Source organism: Streptomyces sp. NPDC006544 (assembly GCF_040611715.1).
Classification (GTDB): domain Bacteria; phylum Actinomycetota; class Actinomycetes; order Streptomycetales; family Streptomycetaceae; genus Streptomyces.
Genome location: NZ_JBEXOV010000019.1, coordinates 25,698 through 48,205, shown reverse-complemented (window position 1 = coordinate 48,205; position 22,508 = coordinate 25,698). Strand labels below are relative to the sequence as shown.

The 22,508-nt window shown below is 69.3% G+C and carries 14 protein-coding genes; 11 read left to right on the top strand and 3 right to left on the bottom strand.

Annotated elements, in window-relative coordinates:
* Positions 1 to 79: 79 nt before the first annotated feature.
* The 6 genes from ABZY44_RS12060 to alaS all read left to right on the top strand — a co-directional run bounded on the left by ABZY44_RS12060 (position 80) and on the right by alaS (position 6,532).
* Positions 80 to 913 (top strand): aspartyl/asparaginyl beta-hydroxylase domain-containing protein, encoded by an 834-nt coding sequence (locus tag ABZY44_RS12060; RefSeq protein WP_356652603.1) that lies wholly within the window; start codon positions 80 to 82, stop codon positions 911 to 913.
* 54 nt (positions 914 to 967) lie between these two features.
* Entirely contained in the window at positions 968 to 1,840 is an 873-nt protein-coding gene (locus tag ABZY44_RS12055) for a hypothetical protein (RefSeq protein ID WP_356652601.1), read from the top strand.
* Positions 1,837 to 2,436, top strand: a complete 600-nt coding sequence (locus tag ABZY44_RS12050) for an LOG family protein (protein ID WP_356652599.1) — start codon at positions 1,837 to 1,839, stop codon at positions 2,434 to 2,436. Before ABZY44_RS12055 ends, ABZY44_RS12050 begins: the two co-directional genes overlap by 4 nt.
* A gap of 169 nt (positions 2,437 to 2,605) precedes the next feature.
* Positions 2,606 to 2,983: a phosphoribosyltransferase family protein gene (locus ABZY44_RS12045; protein ID WP_356652597.1), complete on the top strand. Its 378-nt coding sequence runs from the start codon at positions 2,606 to 2,608 to the stop codon at positions 2,981 to 2,983.
* Positions 2,980 to 3,651, top strand: a complete 672-nt coding sequence (locus tag ABZY44_RS12040) for an HAD family hydrolase (protein ID WP_356652595.1) — start codon at positions 2,980 to 2,982, stop codon at positions 3,649 to 3,651. Before ABZY44_RS12045 ends, ABZY44_RS12040 begins: the two co-directional genes overlap by 4 nt.
* A gap of 226 nt (positions 3,652 to 3,877) precedes the next feature.
* On the top strand, positions 3,878 to 6,532 hold the full coding sequence (gene alaS, locus ABZY44_RS12035; RefSeq protein ID WP_356652593.1) for an alanine--tRNA ligase: 2,655 nt from the start codon (positions 3,878 to 3,880) through the stop codon (positions 6,530 to 6,532).
* An 81-nt stretch (positions 6,533 to 6,613) separates the two neighbouring features.
* Here alaS and ABZY44_RS12030 read toward each other — a convergent pair whose 3' ends face one another.
* On the bottom strand, positions 6,614 to 7,156 hold the full coding sequence (locus tag ABZY44_RS12030) for a GNAT family N-acetyltransferase (RefSeq protein ID WP_356652591.1): 543 nt from the start codon (positions 7,154 to 7,156) through the stop codon (positions 6,614 to 6,616).
* A 1,307-nt stretch (positions 7,157 to 8,463) separates the two neighbouring features.
* Here ABZY44_RS12030 and ABZY44_RS12025 point away from each other — a divergent pair.
* A complete protein-coding gene (locus tag ABZY44_RS12025) occupies positions 8,464 to 10,458 on the top strand; it encodes an N-6 DNA methylase (RefSeq protein ID WP_356652589.1) in 1,995 nt (664 codons plus the stop codon).
* A 3-nt stretch (positions 10,459 to 10,461) separates the two neighbouring features.
* On the opposite strand, the gene ABZY44_RS12020 is transcribed toward ABZY44_RS12025, so the two are convergent.
* Positions 10,462 to 11,955 (bottom strand): serine/threonine-protein kinase, encoded by a 1,494-nt coding sequence (locus ABZY44_RS12020; RefSeq protein WP_356652587.1) that lies wholly within the window; start codon positions 11,953 to 11,955, stop codon positions 10,462 to 10,464.
* Positions 11,956 to 12,100: 145 nt separating this feature from the next.
* Between ABZY44_RS12020 and ABZY44_RS12015 the strand changes: the two genes are divergently transcribed.
* From ABZY44_RS12015 to ABZY44_RS12000, 4 genes are read left to right on the top strand one after another with little or no spacing between them, the layout of a single operon-like run.
* Positions 12,101 to 13,729: a PD-(D/E)XK nuclease family protein gene (locus tag ABZY44_RS12015; protein WP_356652585.1), complete on the top strand. Its 1,629-nt coding sequence runs from the start codon at positions 12,101 to 12,103 to the stop codon at positions 13,727 to 13,729.
* A gap of 5 nt (positions 13,730 to 13,734) precedes the next feature.
* Entirely contained in the window at positions 13,735 to 14,886 is a 1,152-nt protein-coding gene (locus ABZY44_RS12010; protein ID WP_356652583.1) for a hypothetical protein, read from the top strand.
* Positions 14,879 to 18,472: a hypothetical protein gene (locus ABZY44_RS12005; RefSeq protein WP_356652581.1), complete on the top strand. Its 3,594-nt coding sequence runs from the start codon at positions 14,879 to 14,881 to the stop codon at positions 18,470 to 18,472. Before ABZY44_RS12010 ends, ABZY44_RS12005 begins: the two co-directional genes overlap by 8 nt.
* 19 nt (positions 18,473 to 18,491) lie before the next feature.
* Positions 18,492 to 21,425, top strand: coding sequence for a DUF3962 domain-containing protein (locus ABZY44_RS12000; RefSeq protein WP_356652579.1), 2,934 nt, complete (start codon positions 18,492 to 18,494; stop codon positions 21,423 to 21,425).
* A 4-nt stretch (positions 21,426 to 21,429) separates the two neighbouring features.
* On the opposite strand, the gene ABZY44_RS11995 is transcribed toward ABZY44_RS12000, so the two are convergent.
* The gene (locus tag ABZY44_RS11995) at positions 21,430 to 22,395 is read right to left on the bottom strand and encodes a serine/threonine-protein kinase (protein WP_356652577.1); all 966 of its coding nucleotides are present in this window, start codon (positions 22,393 to 22,395) and stop codon (positions 21,430 to 21,432) included.
* Positions 22,396 to 22,508: the final 113 nt, after the last annotated feature.

Below are 22,508 nucleotides of genomic sequence, written 5' to 3'. Positions count from 1 at the left end.
AGCGCCACCCGAGCAACCCCCCATCCAGCACCACGTGCCCGCCGGCCCACGACTCGGGGCCGGCAACGGGAGGGAACTGATGGACAACACCGTGACCGCTCTGGCCGGGCAGATCGCCCAGCTGGACTCCGTCGATCTCGCTCAACTGGAACGGATGCGCCACGAGGCCCTGACCGTCCGGGCCCCCTGGAAGGCGGAGTACGGCGCCTACCAGTCGGGCGGCTGGTGGACGACCTCGCTGATGAACGCCTCCGGCGATGCCGCCGACGTGACGATCGGCGACTGCGCCGCCAAACCGACCGGGCTGCTGGCCCAGATGCCGGCTACCTCCGCGCTCCTGAACGAACTGGGCCTGAACTACATGTGGGTGCGGCTCGCGCGGCTGGAGCCCAACGCGTTCCTGTGGGAGCACCGTGACTACGACGACCTCGACGAGATCGAGCGGCACCGGCTTCACATCCCGCTGCACACGAACACGTCCGCGTTCCTGGTCACCGGCGGCACCAAGGTGCACATGACTGGAGGGCGGATCTGGCGGCTGACGCCGACGTACGCCCACGGGGTGTGCAACCTGCTCGGTCCCGACCGCATCCATCTGATCGCCGACGTGTACGCGGACGACACCTACCGGCGGCTGGCTCGGCACCCCTCGCTCCACCCCGACACCGCCGAGCTGCTGCCCTCCGCGGACCACGCGGTCCTCGCCGAGCGGCTGCAGGCCGCGCGGAACATGGCCGAGCTCGGCTGCACGGAAGCCGCCGAGCGGATGCTGTTGAGGCTCTTCTACACCTACGCCCTGCCCGAGGGCGCGGCCTACGACCTGATCGCCGAGCTGCACACCTCGCTCGGCGACATGGAGGCAGCGACGCGATGGACGGCGGCCAAGCAGCGCCTCCTCGCCCTCACCGCCTGATCGGCCGCACGGCCCCGTAAGTCCACCCCGCCGGAATCCGAACGGAGGACGCGCATGCCCACCTTGCAACTGGCTGAACTCACCCATGCCAACCGACCGGCCCAGCTCCCGCTCCTGGCGAGCCTCGCCGACATCCTGGCGACCTCGCGGGCCGTCACCCACCTGATGGTCCGGGGCTCGCTGGCCCACGGCACCGCCGACCGCCTCTCGGACGTCGACTTCGTCGTCGGCGTCCACGACGCCCAGCTGCCCGCATTCGTGAAGGCCCTGGACGATCTGATGTCCATCGAGGCCGGCGCCTTACTGCCCGGCTGGCGCGACACGATCGTCGCCGACCTCGGCGGCATCGGGATGGTCTTCCTCATCCCGGACGATGGCAGGCTGCACCAGATCGACCTCTACCTCGTGCCCGCCACACACATCCCGCGCCTGCGGGCGACCGTGGCCACCGCCTCGATCCTCGACCGCGAGATGGCACCCGCAGGCCCTGAGGCGGCCCTGGCCGCCGAGCGTTTTGCCGGAGAGTTCCTCGCCCAGCCGCGTACCTGCACCGAGCTGCTGATCGAACACCTGGTGCTGGCCGTATTGCTCCACAAGCGCATCAAGCGGGGCCAGCGGTTCGTCGCCTACTCGGAGTGGCACCGGCTCCACACCGCGACGAAGGACCTCATCAAGGCCGCCCTGGCCCCGGCATCCCGGTTCTGGGGCTGGTACCAGCTGCGCGAGGAGATCGCCGTCACCCCGATCGGCAGGGCCTGCCTGGCCGACCTGGACGCGGCGATCAGCGGGCCCGCCGTGCCGACGGCCCCCGACGTCGTCGCGGCCATCGAGCGGATGCTCGCCCTCGTCGATCGGGCATGCCCCGAGGCCCTCGGCGGCCTGGGCGACGCCATCGCCGCCTACCGCACCTACCAGGAGCTGGTGTGAACGCACTCCACCTCGCGGGCCCGGCCACCAGCTGGGCCCGCGAGGGCCTGACCGCCGTCTTCTTCGGCGGCGTCGTCCCTGCCTCGGCTGAGGAGGAGAAGCTGGCCGAGGAGGCCGGACGGGCCCTGGCCCGGGCCGGGTACTCGCTCCTGCACGGCGGCTACAACGGGTTGATGGAGGCCGCCGCCCGCGGAGCGAGCTCCGAGGGAGCCATGGTCACGGCGGTCACCCTGATCGACAAGCACGACGAGTGGGGACCGTTCAACCCGCACGCCACCAGCTCGGTCCACCTGCCCGACCTCGGCGCACGGATCAACCACTACCTGGCGCACGCGGATCTGATCGTCGCGATGGGCGGCGGCGTCGGCACCCTGCACGAACTGACCGCTGCCCTGTACTACGCGACCACCATCCGGCCCGTACCGATCTTCCTGGCGGGGTCGGCTGCCCTGCGCCTACTCGCGTTCCTGCGGCAGGAGAAGTGGCTGCACGAGACCCCGACGCGCCCACTCGGCTACCTCACCTCAGTCGAGTCCGCCGACGCCTTCCACGCCTGCCTCGCCACGCTCGACACAGCCCCGATCGGAGGAGCATGACCACCAGCCCGTCGCTGGCCGGCCTCACTGCCCGGCTCGCCGAAACCGCTTGCGTCACCGCCCCGTTCAGCCTTGCCGACGGTGTCCGGCTGGACGCCTACTTCGACGAGTACCGTCTGGCCGCCGACCCCGCGCTCCTGCACGACACCGCCGCCGCCCTGCCTGCCTCGTGCCCGGCGACGCCCGGCTGCTCGCGGGGATCGAGCTCGGCGGCGTCCCCCTCGTCGTCGCCCTGTCCGCTGCCACCGGCCTGCCCGCAGTGTTCCTGCGCCGCCGGCCCAAGGGCTACGGCTCCCACCGGCAGATCGAGGGCGCCCCACTCAACGGCCGCCGTACCATCCTGGTCGACGACGTGGTCCGCTCCGGTGGCCAGCTGCTCAAGATGGCCCGCACCTTGCGGATCGCCGGAGCTCCCGTCAGCCACGCGTTGTGTGTACTGGAGCGCCCGCTCGGAGGCCGCATGCTCTTGGCAGAGCACCGCGTCGCCCTGCACTCCCTACTCACCGAGGCCGACCTGCCGCCCACGCGGGGCGGTGATGCCGCGTGAAGCGGGCCGTACTCTTCGACCTCGACGGGGTCCTCCTCGACAGCCGCGCCGCCCAACTCGCCACCCTGGCGGGCTTCGCGACCTCTGCTCTCGACCATCGCGTCACCGCCGCCGACCTCCCCGCCGGAGCCCTGACCAGGCCACGCGCACAGGTACTCGCCGAACTCGGCCTGAGCGGGGTGATCAACGAGGACGGCTGGGATGCGGCCACCGCAACGGCCGGTCTCCACACCGAGGCCTTCCCGTTCGTCGGCGAGACCCTCACGGCCCTTCGGGCCGCCGGCGTCGCCACGGCCATCGTGACCCTGCGAAGCCGCCGCCGGGTCGGCTGGCTCCTGCCCCCGGAGACCCTCGACCTGATCGACACCATCGTCTGCTTCGAGGACGCGGCTCCCAAGCCCGCACCCGACGGGCTGCTGCTCGCCCTGCGACGGCTCGACGTCGTACCGAAGGACGCCGTGTTCGTCGGCGACACGGACATCGACATCCACGCCGCCCGAGCGGCAGGCATCAGGGTAGTCGGCGCCGGCTGGGGCTTCGCCGGCCCCGATGTCCTCACCCGGGCAGGCGCCGATCTCGTCCTGCCACACGCCGCGGCGCTCGCCGACGTACTCCTCCTCCTTCTGGCAGGAGCAGAGCCTTCTCACCAGAAGTCCAAGCGATCTTGATGCCGGACCCGCTACTCTGGGTGGTGCAACACGCACAGGACCGTCGGTCCGTGCGGGCTGCACCACCTGTGAGCAACGGATCTGGAGTCATGGTCTACACCGTGGGGGCGCGAGCTATCTGCGTCGAGCTGGAGAACTGAGAACCACTCAGTCCCCGTTCTCGGCCCGGCTCGGCGTGTGATCAACCCCCACCTCTCCACGACTCTTCCGTGAGGGCCATAACGCCATGCGCTCGACGCAGATCCGCTCCACCTTCCTGGACTACTTCACCTCCCGCGGCCACCGCCAGGTCCCGTCCAGCCCCCTCATCCCCTACGACCCGACCCTCCTGCTGGCCAATGCCGGCATGAACCAGTTCAAGCCTTACTTCCTGGGCGAGGTCACCCCGGAGAACCGCCGCGCCACCTCCATCCAGAAGTGCGCCCGCACCTCCGACATCGACAACGTCGGCCGCACCAACCGGCACGCCACGTTCTTCGAGATGATGGGCAACTTCTCCTTCGGCGACTACTTCAAGGCCGACGCCATCGCCTACGCCTGGGAACTCCTCACCGAGGGCTACGGCTTGGAGAAGGACCGGCTCTGGATCACCGTCTACGAGGACGACGACGAGGCCGAACAGCTCTGGCGCAAGATCGGCGTCCCCTCGGAGCGCATCCAGCGCCTCGGCATGGAGGACAACTACTGGTCCATGGGCGTCCCCGGCCCTTGCGGCCCCTGCTCGGAGGTCAACTACGACCGCGGGCCGGACTTCGGCCGCGAGGGTGGACCCGCCGTCGACGGTGAGCGCTACGTGGAGATCTGGAACCTCGTCTTCATGCAGTACCAGCGCGGCGAGGGCGACAAGAAGGGCAACTTCCCGATCCTGGGCGAGCTCGCCCAGCAGAGCATCGACACCGGTCTCGGTCTCGACCGCCTTGCCGCGATCCTCCAGGACGTCGAAAACGTCTGCACCACCGACCTGCTCATGCCCACCCTGAACACCGTCCAGGAGCTCGCCAGCCGCGCCTACCCCGGCAGCGCCGACGAGAAGGTCTCCTTCCAGGTCGTCACCGAGCACGCCCGCTCGATCGCCTACCTGATCGCCGATGGCGTCCTGCCCGCCAAGGACGGCCGGGGCTACGTCCTGCGCCGCCTCATGCGCCGCGCGATCCGGCACGCCCGCCTGCTCTGCATCGACCAGCCCGTCCTCGCCCCCACCACAGCCAGCGTGATCGCCAACCTCGGCGACGTCTGGCCCGAACTCACCGACCAGGCCAACCTCATCGAGCAGGTCGTCACCGCCGAGGAGGAGTCCTTCACCCGCACCCTCGCGCAGGGCACCCGGCTCCTGAACGCCGCGATCACCCGCACCCGGGAGAGCCGCTCCGGCTCACTGCAGGGCGAGACCGCCTTCGAACTCGCCGACACCTTCGGCTTCCCCCTGGAACTGACCGTCGAGGCCGCCCACGACGCCGGCCTGACCGTCGACGAAGACCGCTTCGCCACGCTGCTGGACGAGCAGAAGAAGCGCGCCAAGACCGGCGGCAAGGCCAAGACCGCCGACGCCCTACGCCGCCAGGACACCTACCGGGAGCTATCTGCACACCTACCGCGCACCGACTTCCTCGGCTACGAGCACCTCACCGCCGAGGTCACCGTGCTCGGACTGATCTCCGGCGGTACCGTCACCGCCAGCGCCCCCGAGGGCTCCGACATCGAATTCGTCCTCGACCGCTCGCCGTTCTACGCCGAAGCCGGCGGCCAGATCGGCGACACCGGCACCCTGCGCACCGACGACGGCACCCTGCTGCGGATCACGGACACCCGGTACGGGCTGGAGGGCTTCCGCGTCCACAGCGCCCGCGTCGTCGAAGGCGAGCTCCGCACCGGGGCGAGGGGCGAAGCCGCTGTCGACGCCGACCGCCGCAAGGGCCTCATGCGCTCCCACTCGGCCACCCACATCCTGCACGCCGTCGTACGCGCCACCCTCGGCGATCACGCCCGCCAGCAGGGCTCCCTCGTCGAATCCGACCGCCTGCGCTTCGACTTCGCCCACTTCTCCGCCGTCACCCCCGAGCAGCTCACCCGGATCGAAGCCGCCGTCAACGGCCACGTCCTCGACGACCCTGCCGTCCGTGCCTGGCACGCCGACCGCGCCGAGGCCGAGGCCGCCGGCGCCATCGCGCTTTTCGGAGAGAAGTACGGCGACACCGTCCGCATCGTCGACATCGGCGACTTCTCCCGCGAACTGTGCGGCGGCACCCATGTCGCCCACGGCTCCCAGGTCGGCGCCTTCCGCCTGCTCAGCGAGGGATCGATCGGCTCCAACCTCCGCCGCATCGAAGCCCTGACCGGCCACGGCGCGCTGCGCCACCACGACGTCGAGCGCCGCATCCTCGAAGAGGTCTCCAGCCTCCTCGGTACCCGCCCGAAGCAGGCCGCCGAGACCCTCCACAAGCGCCTCGGGTCCTTCGCCGCCGCGGAGAAGGAGGTCTCCCGCCGGCGCGAGGCCGACCTGCGGAGCCAGGCGCAACAACTCGCCTCCTCCTCCCGCCAGGTGCCCGGGGGACGGATCGTCTCGCAGCGGGTCCCAGGACTCGCCGCGAGCGACCTGCGCAGCCTCGCCACCAGCACCGCCGACCGCCTCAGCAACGACCGCGCCGTGGTCGTCCTCGGCACTGAACACGACGGCAAGGCCCTGCTCGTCGCCGCGATCACCCCCGGCGTCCTCGGCTCAGGAACCTCGGCCAGCCACATCCTCGCCTCGGCCGCCCGCACCGTCGGCGGCGGAGCAGGCGGCACTGGCCCCATCGCCAATGCCGGAGGCCGCCGCGTCGAAGCCCTCGACGAAGCCCTCAGCATCGCTGTCCAGGAAGCGACCCGGGCCCTCGACCAGTAGGTGACGCACGCGCGGGAGGCACACGGCAAGTGAACGCCCCAACCGGGGCCGCCGCTTGCCGCGCGCCTCCCGTCATCACGATCAGCGCGTCGCCAGGTCCTTCACGAGCACCACGCTGTCGTAGTTGGTCACATCCCACCGCCACGAACCCACCGGCACGTAGCCCCGTCGGCGGTACCAGCCGACGAGATCAGTCGCCTGGGACGACGTGTCGATGACGATCTGCGCGGCGCCACGAGCCGTGACCCTCGCTTCAGCAAGCGACAAAAGCCGCTGCCCTAGTCCAGTCCCCCGCTGGGACGGATCCACCGCCAGCTGCCAGAATGACCCCGCTCTAGCCGGCGCTGGGTACCCCTCCGGGGCCACGTACGGAGTCGCGACAGTGACCGTGCCCACCAGCGATTTCCCCTGGAACGCCAGCCAGCACTCACCGCTCCGCAGCCGGTGAGCAGTGTCCTGCGGAGATTGGTACGAGGCGAAAAACACCCGTCCGGCGGCAGCGTGATCGGCGTACGCCCGGTGCAGCAGACAGGTCAGCTCCTGCACGGAGTCTTCCTCAGTGAAGAGCCGGATCGCCACTTCGTCGGCCGCCGCCCCTTTCGTGGCCATCACGGGTTCACTCACGGCGACGACCTCCAAACCACGGATTCGCTGGAGCGGCCTCGACGTGGACACTCCATCCGCCTCGGGTAACCGTTTGCCAACCTCAGCTTGCGTCAACCGCCAGCGAAACGCCCGGTGAACCACCTCGGTCCCGCCTCTGCCGCCGCAAGAGGCCGGTACCACCGGACGATCGGCTCGCCCGTCCGATACGGGCAAGGCCGCGGCGCCGCCCGGCTTGAGGCGCCGGGGGAATGGCGGCGAGCAGCAGCTCGGGGGCAGCGAGGCCTACGGCGCCGAAGGTCTGGCCGGTGGTCAGGCCGTGCAGTGCGTGGCCGGCTGCAAACGCGACTCCATCGATGTGACCGCAGACCAAGCCTTCAGGAGCTGGAGCACATCGTTCAGTCGGCGGACGACGGGGACGTACGCGGCACCTTTGGGCGGGTCATTGATCCAGCGGATGGCCTGCTCCGTGAACCACTCCACGGCCCACATGTGATGCCAGCCCAGGGCCCGCGCCCCGGCGGACAGGCCGCTGGTGCGCCGGGGCAAGGATGTCGGGGATCCGGCCCGCGGGTTACGTACTGCTCCATGAATTCCAGCAGGCGGACCTCACGTAGGAGGGGCACGATGGCTCCTCGGTACGAAACGAGGTCGATCAGGCCGGGACCGGTGAAATCACGGGCGAAGTCGAGCAGGAGCCACTGCGTCTCTCCATATGGACGCTCGTGGGTGAACGCGGAGCGCCCCAGCCGAACGGGACGGTGCCGCCCCCTGGGAACGGGCTTCGCGGCGAGGAAGATCTTCCCCAGGGCGTCTCGATGTCGTCGCAGTCCAGCCAGCGGTTTGCCTCGCGCAGCATCTACCGGCGATCCAGGGGGCTACGGCCTCGGCGACATGGGCGTACAAGATGCCGATGGGAGACGAAGCGGGGTGCGGCCTCGATCGGAGCACCGGCTCAGCGAGTGGCTTGCCCTCCCACAGCGCGAGCCCTCCCGCAGAAAGAAGGCGTTGGGCACCATCGTGCCGCTCCGTACATGTATGCCCAGGCAGGCTTGCAGCCGTAGCTGCAGTCTCCTACCACTTCGCACGGTTGAATACACCGTCCAGCTGAGGATCTCTGCGTAGCCGGGGGAAGAAGCAGCGCCGGGGACCGGACCAACCTGCAGCGCGATCGACTGTGCGTTCACTCCTCCGCGGCCACGGACGCGCAGGGCGGACACTCCACGCTCCTCTAGCGTTCGTAAACTGAGTCAAGCAACACATGGCCACCCACAGGAGCCATCGATAGCTTGGCGGTGCCACGCCCACCGAAACTTCCGGAGAGTCTCATGTCCAAATCCAACGGGTCGACTGTCCTGGTGACCCTCGCAGAGATTGCCCGTCTCGCCGGCGTAGGTCGTGCCGCCGTCAGCAACTGGCGGCGACGCTACAAGAGCTTCCCGGCTGCGATGGGCGGTACTGACACGAGCCCTCAGTTCTCCCTTCCGGATATCGAGAAGTGGCTGCGTGACGAGAACAAGTTCAAGGTTCCCGAGCGGCCCTTGGAGCGCCTGTGGCCAGAGTTCGAAGCGCTCGGTGACCGCGATGCCATGGGACTGCTAGTGGCAGCCGTGGGCGCCCGCCTCAGTGCGACTCGGGTGGAGATTCCTTCGCCCGACCTCCCCAAGCTGGGAGAGGTCGAGACCCGGCTCTTGGAGCGGGCAGTCGCGGCGGCCCGCGGCGAGGGAGTCGAGCGGACATTCGACTTCTTGCTGGGCCGGTGGCTACGGACGCATGTGCGCCAGGTCACCGCCACTCCAGAGCCACTAGCAGCCCTCATGGCCTCCATCGCGTCTTTCGTTCATGACGGCGATGTACGTACCGCCCTCGATCCCGCGTGCGGAACGGGAACCTTGCTTCTGGCAGCGGGTCGGCTCGGGCGGGGGTCACAGGAGGTAAAGCTGTTGGGTCAGGACAACGAGCCCGTGCTCGCCGCCCTTACCTCGGCTCGACTGGCCATGGCCGGATATCTCCCAATCGTGACAGCCTCCGACACACTGCGTGCTGACGTCCACGCCGGTGTACGCGCGGACGTAGTGTTGTGTAATCCGCCGTCGAACGAACGCGACTGGGGACATGAGGAACTCGCCACCGACCCGCGTTGGGTGTACGGGCTCCCACCGCGGACCGAGCCTGAACTTGCCTGGGTGCAACACGCTGTCGCATCAATGGCGCCCGGCGGCGTCTGTGTACTGGTCCTGCCTCCCGCTGTCGCGGTCCGCCGCGCGGGGCGGCGTATCCGAGCGGGACTGCTGCGCGCAGGGGTACTCCAAGCCGTCATCGCGCTGCCGCCCGGCGCCGCACCACCACACTCTGTCGGCCTGCACCTCTGGGTACTAAGAGCGGCAGACACACGGAATCCTCGGACCGACCTGGTTTTGATGGACGCCGCCCATGGACTGGACGCCACAGCCGGGAAGGCCGGCATCGATTGGCCTCGGCTGCAGGCAGGGGTGTCGGCTACGCTTCGGGGCGAGCAATCCTCCGGAAGCGTAGCCATTCCAGTGATCGAGTTGCTCGACGAAAAGGTAGACCTCACACCGGCACGGCACATCCCGGGCGAAGACGCCGCCAGTGTGGCCGATCTGCGCCGGTCGTGGACCCGGTTCGGCGCACACCTCGACGAATTGCGCGACATCGCGGCGTCATTGTCCACTCTGCACCCTGCGGAGGGCCACGATCCCGTCAGTCGCACAACCGTCGCGGAACTGGAGCGCGCCGGCGCCGTCGAAATCTTCTCGGGCCAAGGCCTGCCCGACCAGATCGTTCAGCGCGGAGAACGGCCTGAGGACACCGTGCCTGTGCTGACGGTTCCCGGTCTCCTCCTGCCCGGAGGGACCGAACACTGGCTGCCCGCCAAGGAAGTACCACGCGGGATGGCCGACGGGACCGTCACCCTGACCGCATCGGAAGATGTGATCGTAGTGGGTGTGACCAGGTCATTCGATGCCCGGGTCGACGTCGGGGCTCCTTCGGTGCTCGGACCTCACCTCTACGCTCTCCGCGCGGATCCATCGCTCCTCGATCCATGGTTCCTGGCGGGCTGCCTGCGCGCCCCTTCCAACGTCCGGCAGGCGGGCACCCATGCCTCCACCTCATCCCGGGTGGACGTGCGACGGCTGCAGGTGCCCCGGCTCCCCCTGCACGAACAGCAGCGCTACGGGGAGATCTACCGGAAGATCGCTGCCTTCGAGCGGGAGCTGCATGGGATGAACTCCGTGAGCAGCGACCTGGGGCGGTCGCTGGGCGATCTTCTGGCCTCGGGCGGACTGCTCAGTGGCTGAGACTCACCACCGTGCCAGCTTCGCAACGAGCGGGGCAATGGCCGAGCCGCAACCGCGCTCATCGAGCTCCAGCGCGACCTCTCGGCATCGCGCCACAAGGCGATCAGGAGCGGCGGCGAACTCCAGCACATCGGTGACGGCCTCTTCCCAGGCCATCACCGCGCCCGGCAGATCGTCCTCCGGCACCTTGCACTCGGCAGCACCCACCCGGGCCTCCAGGGCCAAGGCGCGCAACACCGGGTCTGCGCGCCCGTGCAGGGCCACGGCAACCTGCTCGTACAACGATGCTGCCCGACGGTCGTTCCCCGCAAGGCGTGCCGAGTCGGCGCACATCAGCTGCGCCTCCGAGACCGCGAATTCGCGCAACCCCCAGTCAGCGACAGCCCCGTCGAGCGCAAGCGCCAGCTGCTCGCATCCGACACCCGGGGTCTCCGCTTCGAGCTCGGTCCGCGCCTGAAGCAGCAGACTGGCGAACTCCTGGCGGCCCAGCCAGGCCCCACGGCGCCGAACAGACCGTCGCGGCGAGGGCTTGGCACCCCCGAAGGCGGGAGCGAAGGCCGGCCCGGCCGGACATCGGTAGCGTGTGGTGGGGTCGGGATCCAGTTCGGGTTCTGGAGCCGGGTCTCCGGGTCTCGGCAGATGGTCGCGCAGGACGACCAGGATGTCTTCGATGTGGGCCGGCCGGTCGGCCGGGGTCTTCCCCAGGAGATCCCACACCAGATCGTCGAGATCCTGCGGGAGCCCGGCATTGATCTCCCGGATACGCGGCGGGAGATCCTCGACATGCTGTGTGTCCCGGTTGCGATCCGTTTTGTCTCTGAACGGCCCCTCGCCGGTGACCAATTCGAAGACCACGCAGCCGAGAGCGTAGAAGTCCACCGAGGCGGATACCTCCTGCTGGCCTCGCAGCTGCTCGGGCGCCATGTATCCAGCACTGCCCGGCGTCGCGCCGAGCGCGGTGTAACGGGTCGCGTCCGGGTCGGTGAGATAGGCGATGCCGAAGTCGAGCAGCTTGACCGCCCCGCCAACGGATGCAATGACTATGTTGCCGGGTTTGAGGTCCCGATGGACCACACCGCGGGAGTGGGCGTGGGCGAGGGCTTCGGTGATCTGTACAGCGATGGCACACGCCGCATCAAGCGGAAGAGGACGACGCAGATCGAGGAAGTCCCGCAGAGTGACGCCGTCGACGTACTCCATAACGAGATACGGTTCCTCGCGGAGATAGCCTCGGTGCAGCAGCCTCGGGATCGCGGAGTGGTCCAGCTCCCCGAGGATCACCCCTTCGCGCTCGAACCGCCTGAGCAGCTCAACCCTGCGGCGCGCCTGTTCCCGCGGACTGAAGCGGCCTTGTGTGTAGGCGTCGAGACGAAGCACCTTGACGGCGACCGTCAGTCCGGTTGCCGTCTCGGTCGCCTTCCAGATGCTGCCCATGCCGCCCTGGTCGAGAGACTCGTCGACCCGGAATCGGCCGTCGAGGACTTCCCCCGCTTCCACACCGCACCCCCGTTCGCCATGAACCGTGCCCCGCCAGCACACCATATCGTTTCACAGTCGACCCACATTGAATCGCTTGACTAAGTTCACAGACATACGCTTCTCTTGTTGAGGCTCTTCCGTCTCCCCAAGCAAGGGGTCCGTCATGACGCTTCAGCTGCCCCTCCCCCGCACGGACGGCGACATCAGACTCATCCGTACCTCCTTGCCGCTCTTGCGGGAGGATCCGCGGGACTGCCCACGCGGGACTGCCGTGCGGGCCAGACCGTTCATCGAACAGGTGCCGGAACGGCCACGCCGCAAGCCGGTCGAGGACTTCGCCCTCGCGCCGGTGATGAAAGCCCTCGACGCCATCGAGTACAACGGTGCAGACGTGGAGACAGCACTGCGGCAACTCGCCGGCAACCGTAGATACCATGCAGCGCACCTCCATTGGGCCTCTGAAGCCGTGCGCGGCTACCTGGCCGCGCGGAAGGCGGCCGAGGCAGAGCGTCAGGCACTCAAGAGGCTCGCAACCGTGCCCGTGCGGGAGCAGTGGGCCAGCATCAGGCAACTCGAACTCCCCGACAGCCGTGGGGCGACACTCTACGAGCGCACCGCCTGGGGTCGCCGCTACGCATCCGACGACGGTTCCGAGCGCGAGTTGTGGCTGCTCTCCGTCAATACCTTCAAGGAGAACCGCCCGCACGCCGAGATCGCCGAGGCGGCCTCCGTCGCCGCCACCGGGACCCCGTCCGACTCGGCGTTCCGGGACATCCACCGGCCCGCACCGGGCAGTACGACACACCCGGACCGGGTTCGGATCATCAGTGTCGGGTGCGGCGACGGCTCCTACGCGGTCCTCGCCGACTGGGACGCCGAGGAGACCGCACACCAGTACGCGACACACGCCAAGCCCGTACTGGGCCGCATTGTCGCGGACGACAGGCTGAATCCCGGCTCCAGCTGCGAGCGCTGCGAAGCCCTCGCCGGGTGCGCAAAGCCGGCCAGGACCCCCGGTCTGCTCGGCGTACCCGCCCCACACCTAACCCGCAAGCGACGCTCCGTCTCCGCCTCCGATCTGCGCACACATGCGCGTTGCCCGGCACTGTTCCATCTGACCCGGGTCCTGCACCTGAAGTCGTCCGAGCCGGAGAGCGAGCCGATCCGCAGGGGGCGTGCCGTAGATGCCTGGCTCAATCAGCAGCATAGTAAAGGGAGTTGTTACGGCGTATCCCTTCCCGAGTCCTTGCCCGGCCTGGCCACCGGCGAGCAGGCGCCCGCACTCGCCATGCTCGCTGAGCACCTGCGCGCCTGTCCGCTGGAAGGTCTCGGAACCGCTGAGCAGGTCGAGGTCCAGAAGCGGCTCACCACATACGACCCGGAACTCGATACGGTGATCGTCGCAGACCCAGATTTGCTGTACACCCGGTCCGGCGGATGGATCTGGCACGAGACCAAGACCGCGACCCGCCGCCCATGGGAGGGCCAGGAACTACTGGAAACCCACCCCCAGCTGGCATTGGCAGTCCTGCTGATGTCCGCCGGCGTACCGGGCGGCGACCCCCGCCGTTCCCTGATCGAGTTGGAGTTCCTGTACGAGGGCGGTTCGCGTTGCGAGGAGATCGACCCGGGTGATCCGGACACCCTTGCTGCCGCCCGCCGCATCGTCGCCCGGCTCGCCGGCCCGTGGGCCGTCGACGAGACGTACGAGCCGAAGACCGGCGAGCACTGCGGGAACTGCGAGATGCTGCGCCACTGTGCCGCCGGCCAGGCCCATGCGAAGGCTGAGTGACAGACGTGGAGACAGCCGGCACTCTGCCGCCGCACGCAGCCGACTGGTCGGCGCACGACGGCGTCCCGCTGATGCGCACTCTCGCTTCCGCGCTGACCGCTCTCGACGCCGTCACGGGGCTGAATGCCTTCACCCTGCCCTACCCACCCGAGGTCCAGCGCGCCTTGGACCGGACCGTGCTGGCCTGCTTGGAGCGGGGCGCGCAACCACCGATGAGCCTGCCCGACCTGCTGGCCTGGTGCCGGGAGCGCCCGATGGCGGACTGGCCCGTGGACCTGCCCGCCGATGCGGTCAACCCGGGTGACCTTCTGCTCGACCCCGTGTCCTCGCGGCCGACCGAGCTGTGTCATGAGTGGGCGGAGCAGTCGCGGGACAGCGCCCTCACTCACCGCGACCGCGAAATCATCCACTCCGCGCTCCGGCTGTGCCGAGAGCACGGCGAGGAGGACGCCTACACGGAGTTCCGTCGGCTGCTCGTCAACCGACCGGTACTGACCTCCGCCGAGGCTTTCGCGGTTTCCGTCGACCATGTACTCGACCCGGTCAAGGAGCTCGTCCGGCGCATCTACCAACCCGCCCCCGACAGCTACATACGTGCGGACACCTATTCGGTCTGCGGGCGCTGCCAAACCCTGCTCACTCCGGTCCGGGACGGCTCATGGTGGTGCGAGCGCGACCGCTGCCGCCGCCAGGGACCACCTCCGGTCGGGCGTCGCATCGCCGTGGACGAGGCTGGTGAACTGCTCCAGTTGGAGCGCCCGCTGCGGCAGTTCGTCACCGGTCCTGGGCGCGCCGAGGCAGACCTGGAAACGGCTCTGGTGAAGCTGGGCCTTCGCGTAAGAATGTGGCCCGCCTACGACGCCTACGACCTGCATGTCACCTTCCCCGACGGCTGGGTATGGGCGATCGACGTGAAGGACTGGGCCCATCCGGCGTTCCTGGGCCGTGCCGCGCGCCCTGTCCGCCAGGAGCCCCGCTATGACGAGGCCTTCTGGGTGGTACCCCGGAGCCGGGTCGAGGACCGCCCCGGCTACATCGCCTCCTACGAACGCAACCGGCCCGCGGGGGCCCGCACACTTCCGCTGCTGACCGACAGCGCGCTGACCGAACGTGCCCGTGCCCGACTGCGGGGGAACGAAGGAGGAAGCCTTGCGTGACCGTGACAGCTGGCACAAGCCGGTGATCAGGGAACTCGCCAGGCTGTGGAGCGAGCTTCCGGACGACCTGGCCGGAGTGAAGCCGACCCTGCTGTGCCAAGTCGAGCTGGCGCTCCGGCTGCTGATGCGCATCGCGCCGGAGGAATCCCCAGAGGGTGCGTACGTCCTGCTGGGCGGCTACCCCTTCACCCACGCACGAGGTCACGCGGTGACCGACGATCACGAGGTGATGCTCACCGCCGGCCGCCACCTGCTGTGGACAATGCGCCGCCGCCGTACCTGGCGGCAGGCCCTGGAGACGTACCGTGCGCTGCCGTCGCGGCTACGCGCGTACGAGGTACCCGCAGACGGCTCCCCGGCAGTGCCGGTCGATCCCGTCATCGCCTCGGACCGGTTCACGGTGTACGACGCCGCGCTGGGCGCATTGCCCCCACTCGCCCGCAAGGAACTGCCGCTGGCTCCGTCTGGCCGGTCCACCTTCCTCGCCTGGCGGCGCCCCACCTCTGTCACCCTTCCCGAACGCATGCGGCCGGAGCCCGTGCCTGGTCACCGGCCGGAGCGAGGGCGCCCCGGTGGAGGGAGGCCGCTCACCCTTACTCGGCACGAACTCGCCGACACGGCACGGTGGATGGATGGACAAGAGCGCGCGGCGGGGGTGGAGAGCCCTGGCCACTGGCAGAAGCGTCTGGAGGAATTGCGCATCGCCCCGCGCACGGCTGATGGCTTCGCCTTCAACGACTCCGAGACCATGCACCTGGACGGACTGCTACACCTGGCCGGCATGGTCGGCGCCGGAAAGTCGACCCTGATGACCGTCATCGCCGTGTGGGGCGCCCGCCGGGGTCTGCGGACGACGCTCGTCGTCGGCGACGTGGCCGAGCAGCTGCGGCTTAGTGCGCTGCTGCGCGACCTCGATCTGTCCGCGACTCCTGTACTGGGCCTCACCACCCGGCAGACACATGTGCAGCGCCTGCACCGCAGGCTCGCCGCCCGTGGCCTCGGAAACCTCCTCGATCACGACGCCCCCGGCTTCGACGACCTCAGCACGGTGTGCGTACTGGATGCCTTGCGCGGCACCGAGGCGGTAGAGCCGCTTCGGTACGCCGATGCCCCGTGCGCCTCTCTCTACCCGGAGAAGCAGAAGCGCGTCGAGGATCCCGGGGCCACGGCCCTTCCGGAGCCCTACCGCCCAGGCAGGCAGGAACACGCTACTCCGGACACCCGTCCGGCCGAGAAGAAGGGCACCGCGCACGGCTGTCCCGTGTGGCACGCGTGTCCGCGCCACCAATCGGCCCGGGATCTGGTGGACTCCCTGATCTGGGTGGCGAATCCGGCGAGCCTGGTGCAGTCCTCGGTTCCCCGCCACCTGGGTGATGAGCGATTGCGTCATCTTGAACTGGCCTGCCTGCGGAGCGACATCATCATCGTGGACGAGGCCGACTCGGTCCAGATGAAGCTGGACGAGATCTTCGCCCCGTCCGCGACGCTGGTCTCCCCCGGTATCGACTCCTGGCTGGACCAGGTGCAGACCCACCGCATCGAGGAGCTGTCCAAGCAGGGCAGGCTGCCGCTCACCGACCAGGAGATCGAACGCTGGTCAGCCTCGCTTACTGTGGCGCACTCGGCGACGGACCGGCTGTACAAGCTGCTGATCTCGGACGGCGAACTGCGCGAGTGGGCGGATATCGAGTACTTCAGCCCGTGGACCCTCCAGGAGAAGTTGTTCCGCGACTGGTTCCCGGCCGACGGCGCAGCGGGAGAGCCCGATGGCGTGCCGACCGAATCGGAGCTGTACGAGGCGTACGAGGACGACGTACCCGAGGCTGAATCGGCCGGCCGGGAGGCCAATGCCGTGCGCAAGGAACTGACGGGGCTCTTCGATGTCTTCCGCGACGATCCACTGGGGGGGCACGGCCCGTACCACGATGAGACCGACGACCTGATTCGGCTGGCCCACGACCTTCTAACCACGCTGTCCGCGTCGGAGACCCGTGGCCGAGTGCTGACGATGCTGCGTCCCCTGCTCGCCCGGACCCCCGCCGCAGCGCGGACATCGGATGCAACCTGGCTCGATCTGACGGCACGCCGCCTGGAGTTCATGCTGCTGCTGAGCGCGCTGAACCAGCGCCTCGACCGGCTGGTGTTCCTGTGGCCTCAGGTGGAGGCTGCCCTGCATCTCGACTCGACCGGCAATGAACTCTCCCGCCGCCCCCCACTCGACTATGCGCCGCTCGTCCCGGAGGCCCCGATGGGCAACGTCCTGGGATTCCAGTACCTGCCGGACGAGCGGGAGCGAGATGACGACGGCCGCCACAGTGGCACCCTGCGCTTCTTCCGTTGTGCGGGAATCGGCCGTGAGCTACTGCTCTCCCTGCACGAGGTGGGCGCCGATCCGGGTGCCGGGCAGCGGGGGCCGCACGTGGTTCTCATGTCGGGTACCAGCTGGGCGGGGACGTCCACCCGCGCTCATCTGCTCGCACCCGTGGGAGCGGTCCTCAAGCCCTCCGAGCGTTCACTGGAAGCGGTCGGAGAATCCGTTTTCACCACGCACTTCCTGTACGACGACGAGGGCCGGCCAATGAGCCTGTCCGGCACCGACCCCAAAGCCCGTCCGGCGGCGGCGCGAGCGCTCGTGAGCCGTCTCGCATCCCCGGGCCGTGGCGGCGCGCCGAGCCCACTGGAACAGGAGCTGGCGAAGGTGGCTGACGTCCGTCGCAGAAGGGCGATCCTGCTCGTCGGCAGCTACAAGGAAGCGAACACCGCGGCGGAGGTCCTGCACGGTATGGAGCGCTGGCACGGCCGAGTCCGCGTACTCGTGGCCGACGATGCCGACCTGGAACAGGCGGTACGCGGTTCAGGCCCGACAACGGAAGCCGGACCGGTCACCGTGCTGCGCCGCGGCGACCTCGCCTCGTTCGCCGAGGACCGCAGCGCGGAAATCCTGGTGGCTCCGCTGATGGCAGTCGAACGGGGCCACAACATCCTCAACGCACAACGCAACGCGGCCTTCGGTACCGCGCTGTTCCTCGCCCGCCCGCACCCCCGCCCGGACGACCTCTCACTCGCCGTGTTCGCGATCAACGACTGGGCGAGTCGCTTCGTACGGGACGAACCCGGACTGGAACAGGGCACGTTCGGCCAACTTGCAGGAGGCGCGGAGAACCTGGATGCGGCCGGTCTCGCCTTCCGTCATGTGGCACGAGCCGAGTGGCGCAGGCTGCTGGCCCGCCGCTACGTCTACTCGCAGCTGTCCGAGCGCGAGAGGCGGTCCTTCACCTGGGACCAGTTGGTGACCATCTGGCAGGTCATCGGCCGACTGGTACGTGGTGGCGTTCCCGCCCGGGTGGTATTTGTCGACGCGCGCTTCGCACCGCAGACCGCTCGGGCGCTCGCGCCCGGCGTACAAGCGCGGCAGCTACCCGTCGAGGACGGCCTGCTCACCGGCATGCGGGACATCCTCGCCCCGTACTTCGAAGCTGGAGCCTCTCTTCCCACCTGCCCCGATCCCGCCGACCCCGCTGTAGCTCGTCTGCTGTACGCACCGCTCTACACGGCGCTGCGAGACATCACCCACCACACCACTTGACTGGTACAAGGAGATCGTCATGGTCCATCGATACGACGCCATCCGAATCGCCTCCTGGCTGCCGTCCACCCCCGATGCCTCGGTCGTCGCGCGCTACCGCGCCCTGGCCTTTCCCGAAGCGTGGCGCGGGCCACTGCTCGCCCTGTGCAACGCGGGCCGTGAGAAGCAGTGGGAGACCGTCCCCACCTTCCGTATGGACCAGGTGCTCCAGACGCTCGCCCCGGACCTACTAGTGCGGCCCCGACCGTCGGGCCACCGGGGTGAAGGACCGGACTTCTGGCTGTACGCACCCGAGGGAGTGCCCGACCCCCTGCCCCCCGGCGCGCTCCAGGGGCTGCTCGGCGCCTGGCTGCGCGACCTGCGGCCGGAACCCGAGTATCGCGATCTGATGAAGGACACCCGGGCTCTGCTCCACGAGCAGCCGCCGCAGTGGCAGGACGATGTCGAAGTCGAGCTGCTGCGCTGCCCGGTGACCGACGGAGACACCGCAGCCCCGGACTCCCGGCAGTTCCAGCTGACGACCGACTGGCTGGCCCGGCGCATTCTCGACTTGGAGCCGTACGACTTCGGAGCGGGCAGGCTGCACTTCCGGGCCATGCCGCGGGGTCCGCGGGACCGCGGCGCCGAGCTGGTGTCGCAGGCTCTCCCCCATGAGGGGGCACGAGGCACCGAGTGGTTCTCCGTGGTCCTCAACATCACGCTCCAGACGGTGCCGTTCGACCCGCTGCCGCGGTTCCACCTACACACGCAGATCCGCCGGTACGCGACCCGGACAGGCGCCAAGTCGGGCCGACTGCACCTCCCGTACGGTCGCCGTACGACCGTGCTGCTGCGGCCGCCCGTACCGTGGCTCCCGGGAGCGCCGGCGAGCGACCGGTTCGCCGTGGCCCGGCTGGTGTGGGGTCCGAGCGGCTATGACTGGGTGGGCGGCGGCCCCGCCGGAATCCTGCGGAACATCTCCCTCAGCGAGCCTCTCCCGAGTGCCGAAGGGCTTCTGACCTCCCCGTCGGAGTGGATTCGGGACGGAATGCGCGCCGCCGTGGTGTACAGCACTGCGATGGGCTCGCACGAGGTGGGCGCCGGTCTGATGTCCGACCAGCGGTCCCGTATCACCGAGTGGGCCGAGAAGGCCCTGCCCGCCGAGCTGCGCCCGACGCCCGCGCTTGTACGCACCCGGCTCTCTCACAGCACTCCGGCCAACCCACGTCAGGAGCCGTCCGGGGCAGTGCAGAAGGCAACCGCGGAGCGCGAGAGGGCGGATGCCCGCAGGAAGGGAGCCGCCCTCGCGCTGCGCCACCTCTCACCGGACACCGTGAGTGGTGAACTGCCTGTCGTGGAAGCCCGGTTGCTGTGGCAGACACCGGTGCTGCGGGACACCGCGATCGCCGCGCTCGCCGCCCACCTCGATCTGAAGGGTGACGGCGGCGCTCCGGCCGCACCGGAAGGCTATGAGCACGGTCCGGCGGTGCTGGAGTGGCGGATGCCGGAACTGACGGTACGACTGCGCTGCCTCAAGCTGACCGGTTCGCTCGGCGGCGATCTTCCGCTGCCCGACGGGGCCCGGCACTCGCGGGAGGCGGTGTCGACCGCGGTGGCCACCCGCCGTCTCCAGGTAGCGGACTTCATCGCCAAGGACTGCCCGTCCACCGTCCCCGCATTGGCCCTGGTGGAGATCGACCGGGCCAAGGACTTCTCCTCCGCCGCCCACGATCCGAAGTTCGCGCTGCGGCTGGGCTGCGCGGATGCCGGGGTGCTGACCCAGTTCCTGGCCGTCCCTAAGAGGGTGAAGGGCTACAACAGCGAAAAGAACATCGGCTTCCGGGCCGCCAAGGCCTGGGACGACGGGCTGCGGCAGCTGGGGGTGCGCGTCCACCCCGAGCACAGCCTCGGCGAGAAGCTGCCCCGCGACCTGCGCTATCTGGCGGTGTGGATGGTCCGCAAGAACGCGCGCAGCCGCACGCGTTGGGCGGGGCACGTACCGGTCGCCGTGCTGGTCACACCGGACCCTGCCGGGGATGGCGGCGCCCGGGTGGAGGGCTGGGACGGCGATGCGAGGACCTGGGTGCCCTATCCGGTGATGCTGCTCCAGCTGACCCGCCGCGCAGAGGTCCCGAGGGCACCAGTGCCCGGCCCGCGGGCCGGCGACGCCCCTGTGGGCCGTCCGTCGTGGTGGGCGGACATGGCCCAGCAGCGCCGGGATGCCGAGGAGTGGCTGGAGAAGGTGCTGCGCTCGGTGCGGGGCAAGCCGACACTGCTGCTGGCGCACGCGCAGAACATGCGCTCGCACTGGGCGTGGCTGCAGGACGGCAAGGTGGTCGCTGACAAGTTTCGGGGCGGTCATGCCCCGGCCCGCCGGCTGGACCCGGACCTCCGGCTGGTGCGGGTACGGACGGCGCGTGGTCGCGAGACGGCTCAGTGGTGGGGTGTGAACCCGGACGGCGCGAACGGCCTTGCCGCCCATCTGTGGACCGGCCCGTCGGCCGATCCCGAGACGGCTCGTGTCTTCTGGTCGACGACTCCCAAGGCCCGCACGTTCAAGCTGTCGGTGGCCGCCGACAAGCTTGCCCCCCGGGTGAACACCAAAGGCAAGCTGACGATCGACACCGGTGAGGCGGCCTGGAACCCGGGGCTCGTGGAGCTGGCAGTGCTGGGCTGCCACATGCAGGACGGCGACGAGCCCGAGGCTCTGGCCCTGGCCGTCCACCAGCTGCGACAGGCCCCGGACCTGCCGGACGCCCTGAGCCTGCCTCTACCCCTCCACCTGGCGGGCCTGGCCCAGGAGTACGTCCTGCCGACCCGCAGCGAGGAGGTCACAGATACGGCCGCGGAGCCGGCGGCCGACGCGGACCCGGACACGGCGGCTGCCCCGGGCCTGGCGAACGAGCCGGAGCCCGAGGACGAGCAGATCCAGTTGTCGCTGTTCGACCCTTCGACGCCGGTAGCTGGGCAGTAGCCTGCTACGGCGCCCCGTCCGCCTCCTTGGCCCACTGGCGGACGGGCCGCGCGTCGGGTGCCATGGGGTGCCGGAATGGACGCCGCGGATCGACCTCGGCCCAGGGCGCGAGCGCCTGCGTCGGGTCCCCCGTGGCGGGAAGCCACGGGGCGAGCCGCCGGTACACCTCACCGACGTGCGGCGGCCTGGCGGCTGGGTCCTTGGCGAGCAGATCCAGGACCAGGGTCTCGAATTCCTCCGGCACGTCCGGCGCAAGCTCCCGCAGCGGCGTGGGCGCGGCCTCGCTGTGCAGACTGGGCACGAGGAGGGGCGAGTCGTCACTGAACACCGGCTCGCCTGTGACCATTTCGTGCAGCAAGCAGCCGAGCGCGTACAGATCGGTACGCCGGTCCACCGCGGCCCCCTTGACCTGTTCGGGCGCCATGTACTGCCAGGTTCCGAGCCGCTCTCCTGTGGTGGTGAGCTTCGCCGTGCCGGGGTCGAGCACCGCCGCCACCCCGAAGTCGAGGACCTTGACCACGCCGTCGGTGCGGATACGAATGTTCCCGGGCTTCAGGTCACGGTGCACGATGTGGCGTGCGTGGGCGGTGGCGAGAACGGAGCAGATCTGCACGGCGATGGCCGCCGCCTCCTCCACACTCAGCCGCTCCTGTTCGGCGATGTGATCCCCGAGGTCGGTGCCCTGCACGTATTGCATGACGAGATAGTGCGTACCCGCTTCGACGCCCATGTCGTACACGGCAGCGAGTCCGGTGTGATCGAGTCGCGCTACCGCCCGCGCCTCCCGCTCGAAGCGCGCCGCGTCGGCGTCGGCCTGCGCCGGTGTAAGCGAGGGTGAGGGAGTCATGGTCTTCACCGCGACATCACGTTTGAGGTGTTCATCCTGGGCCATCCACACCTGGCCCATCCCGCCACGGCCGAGTGCGCTCTTGATGCGGTAGCGCTTGGCAATGACCGTCCCGATGTCCATACCCCTCCCCCTCCGCACATACGCCGGCACGCAGGCCCGGCCGCACTCGCGTGATCACCGAGTGTGCCACTGGCGGCCACCGAGCGGAACCAGGCTGACTCGCATTCCCCGAC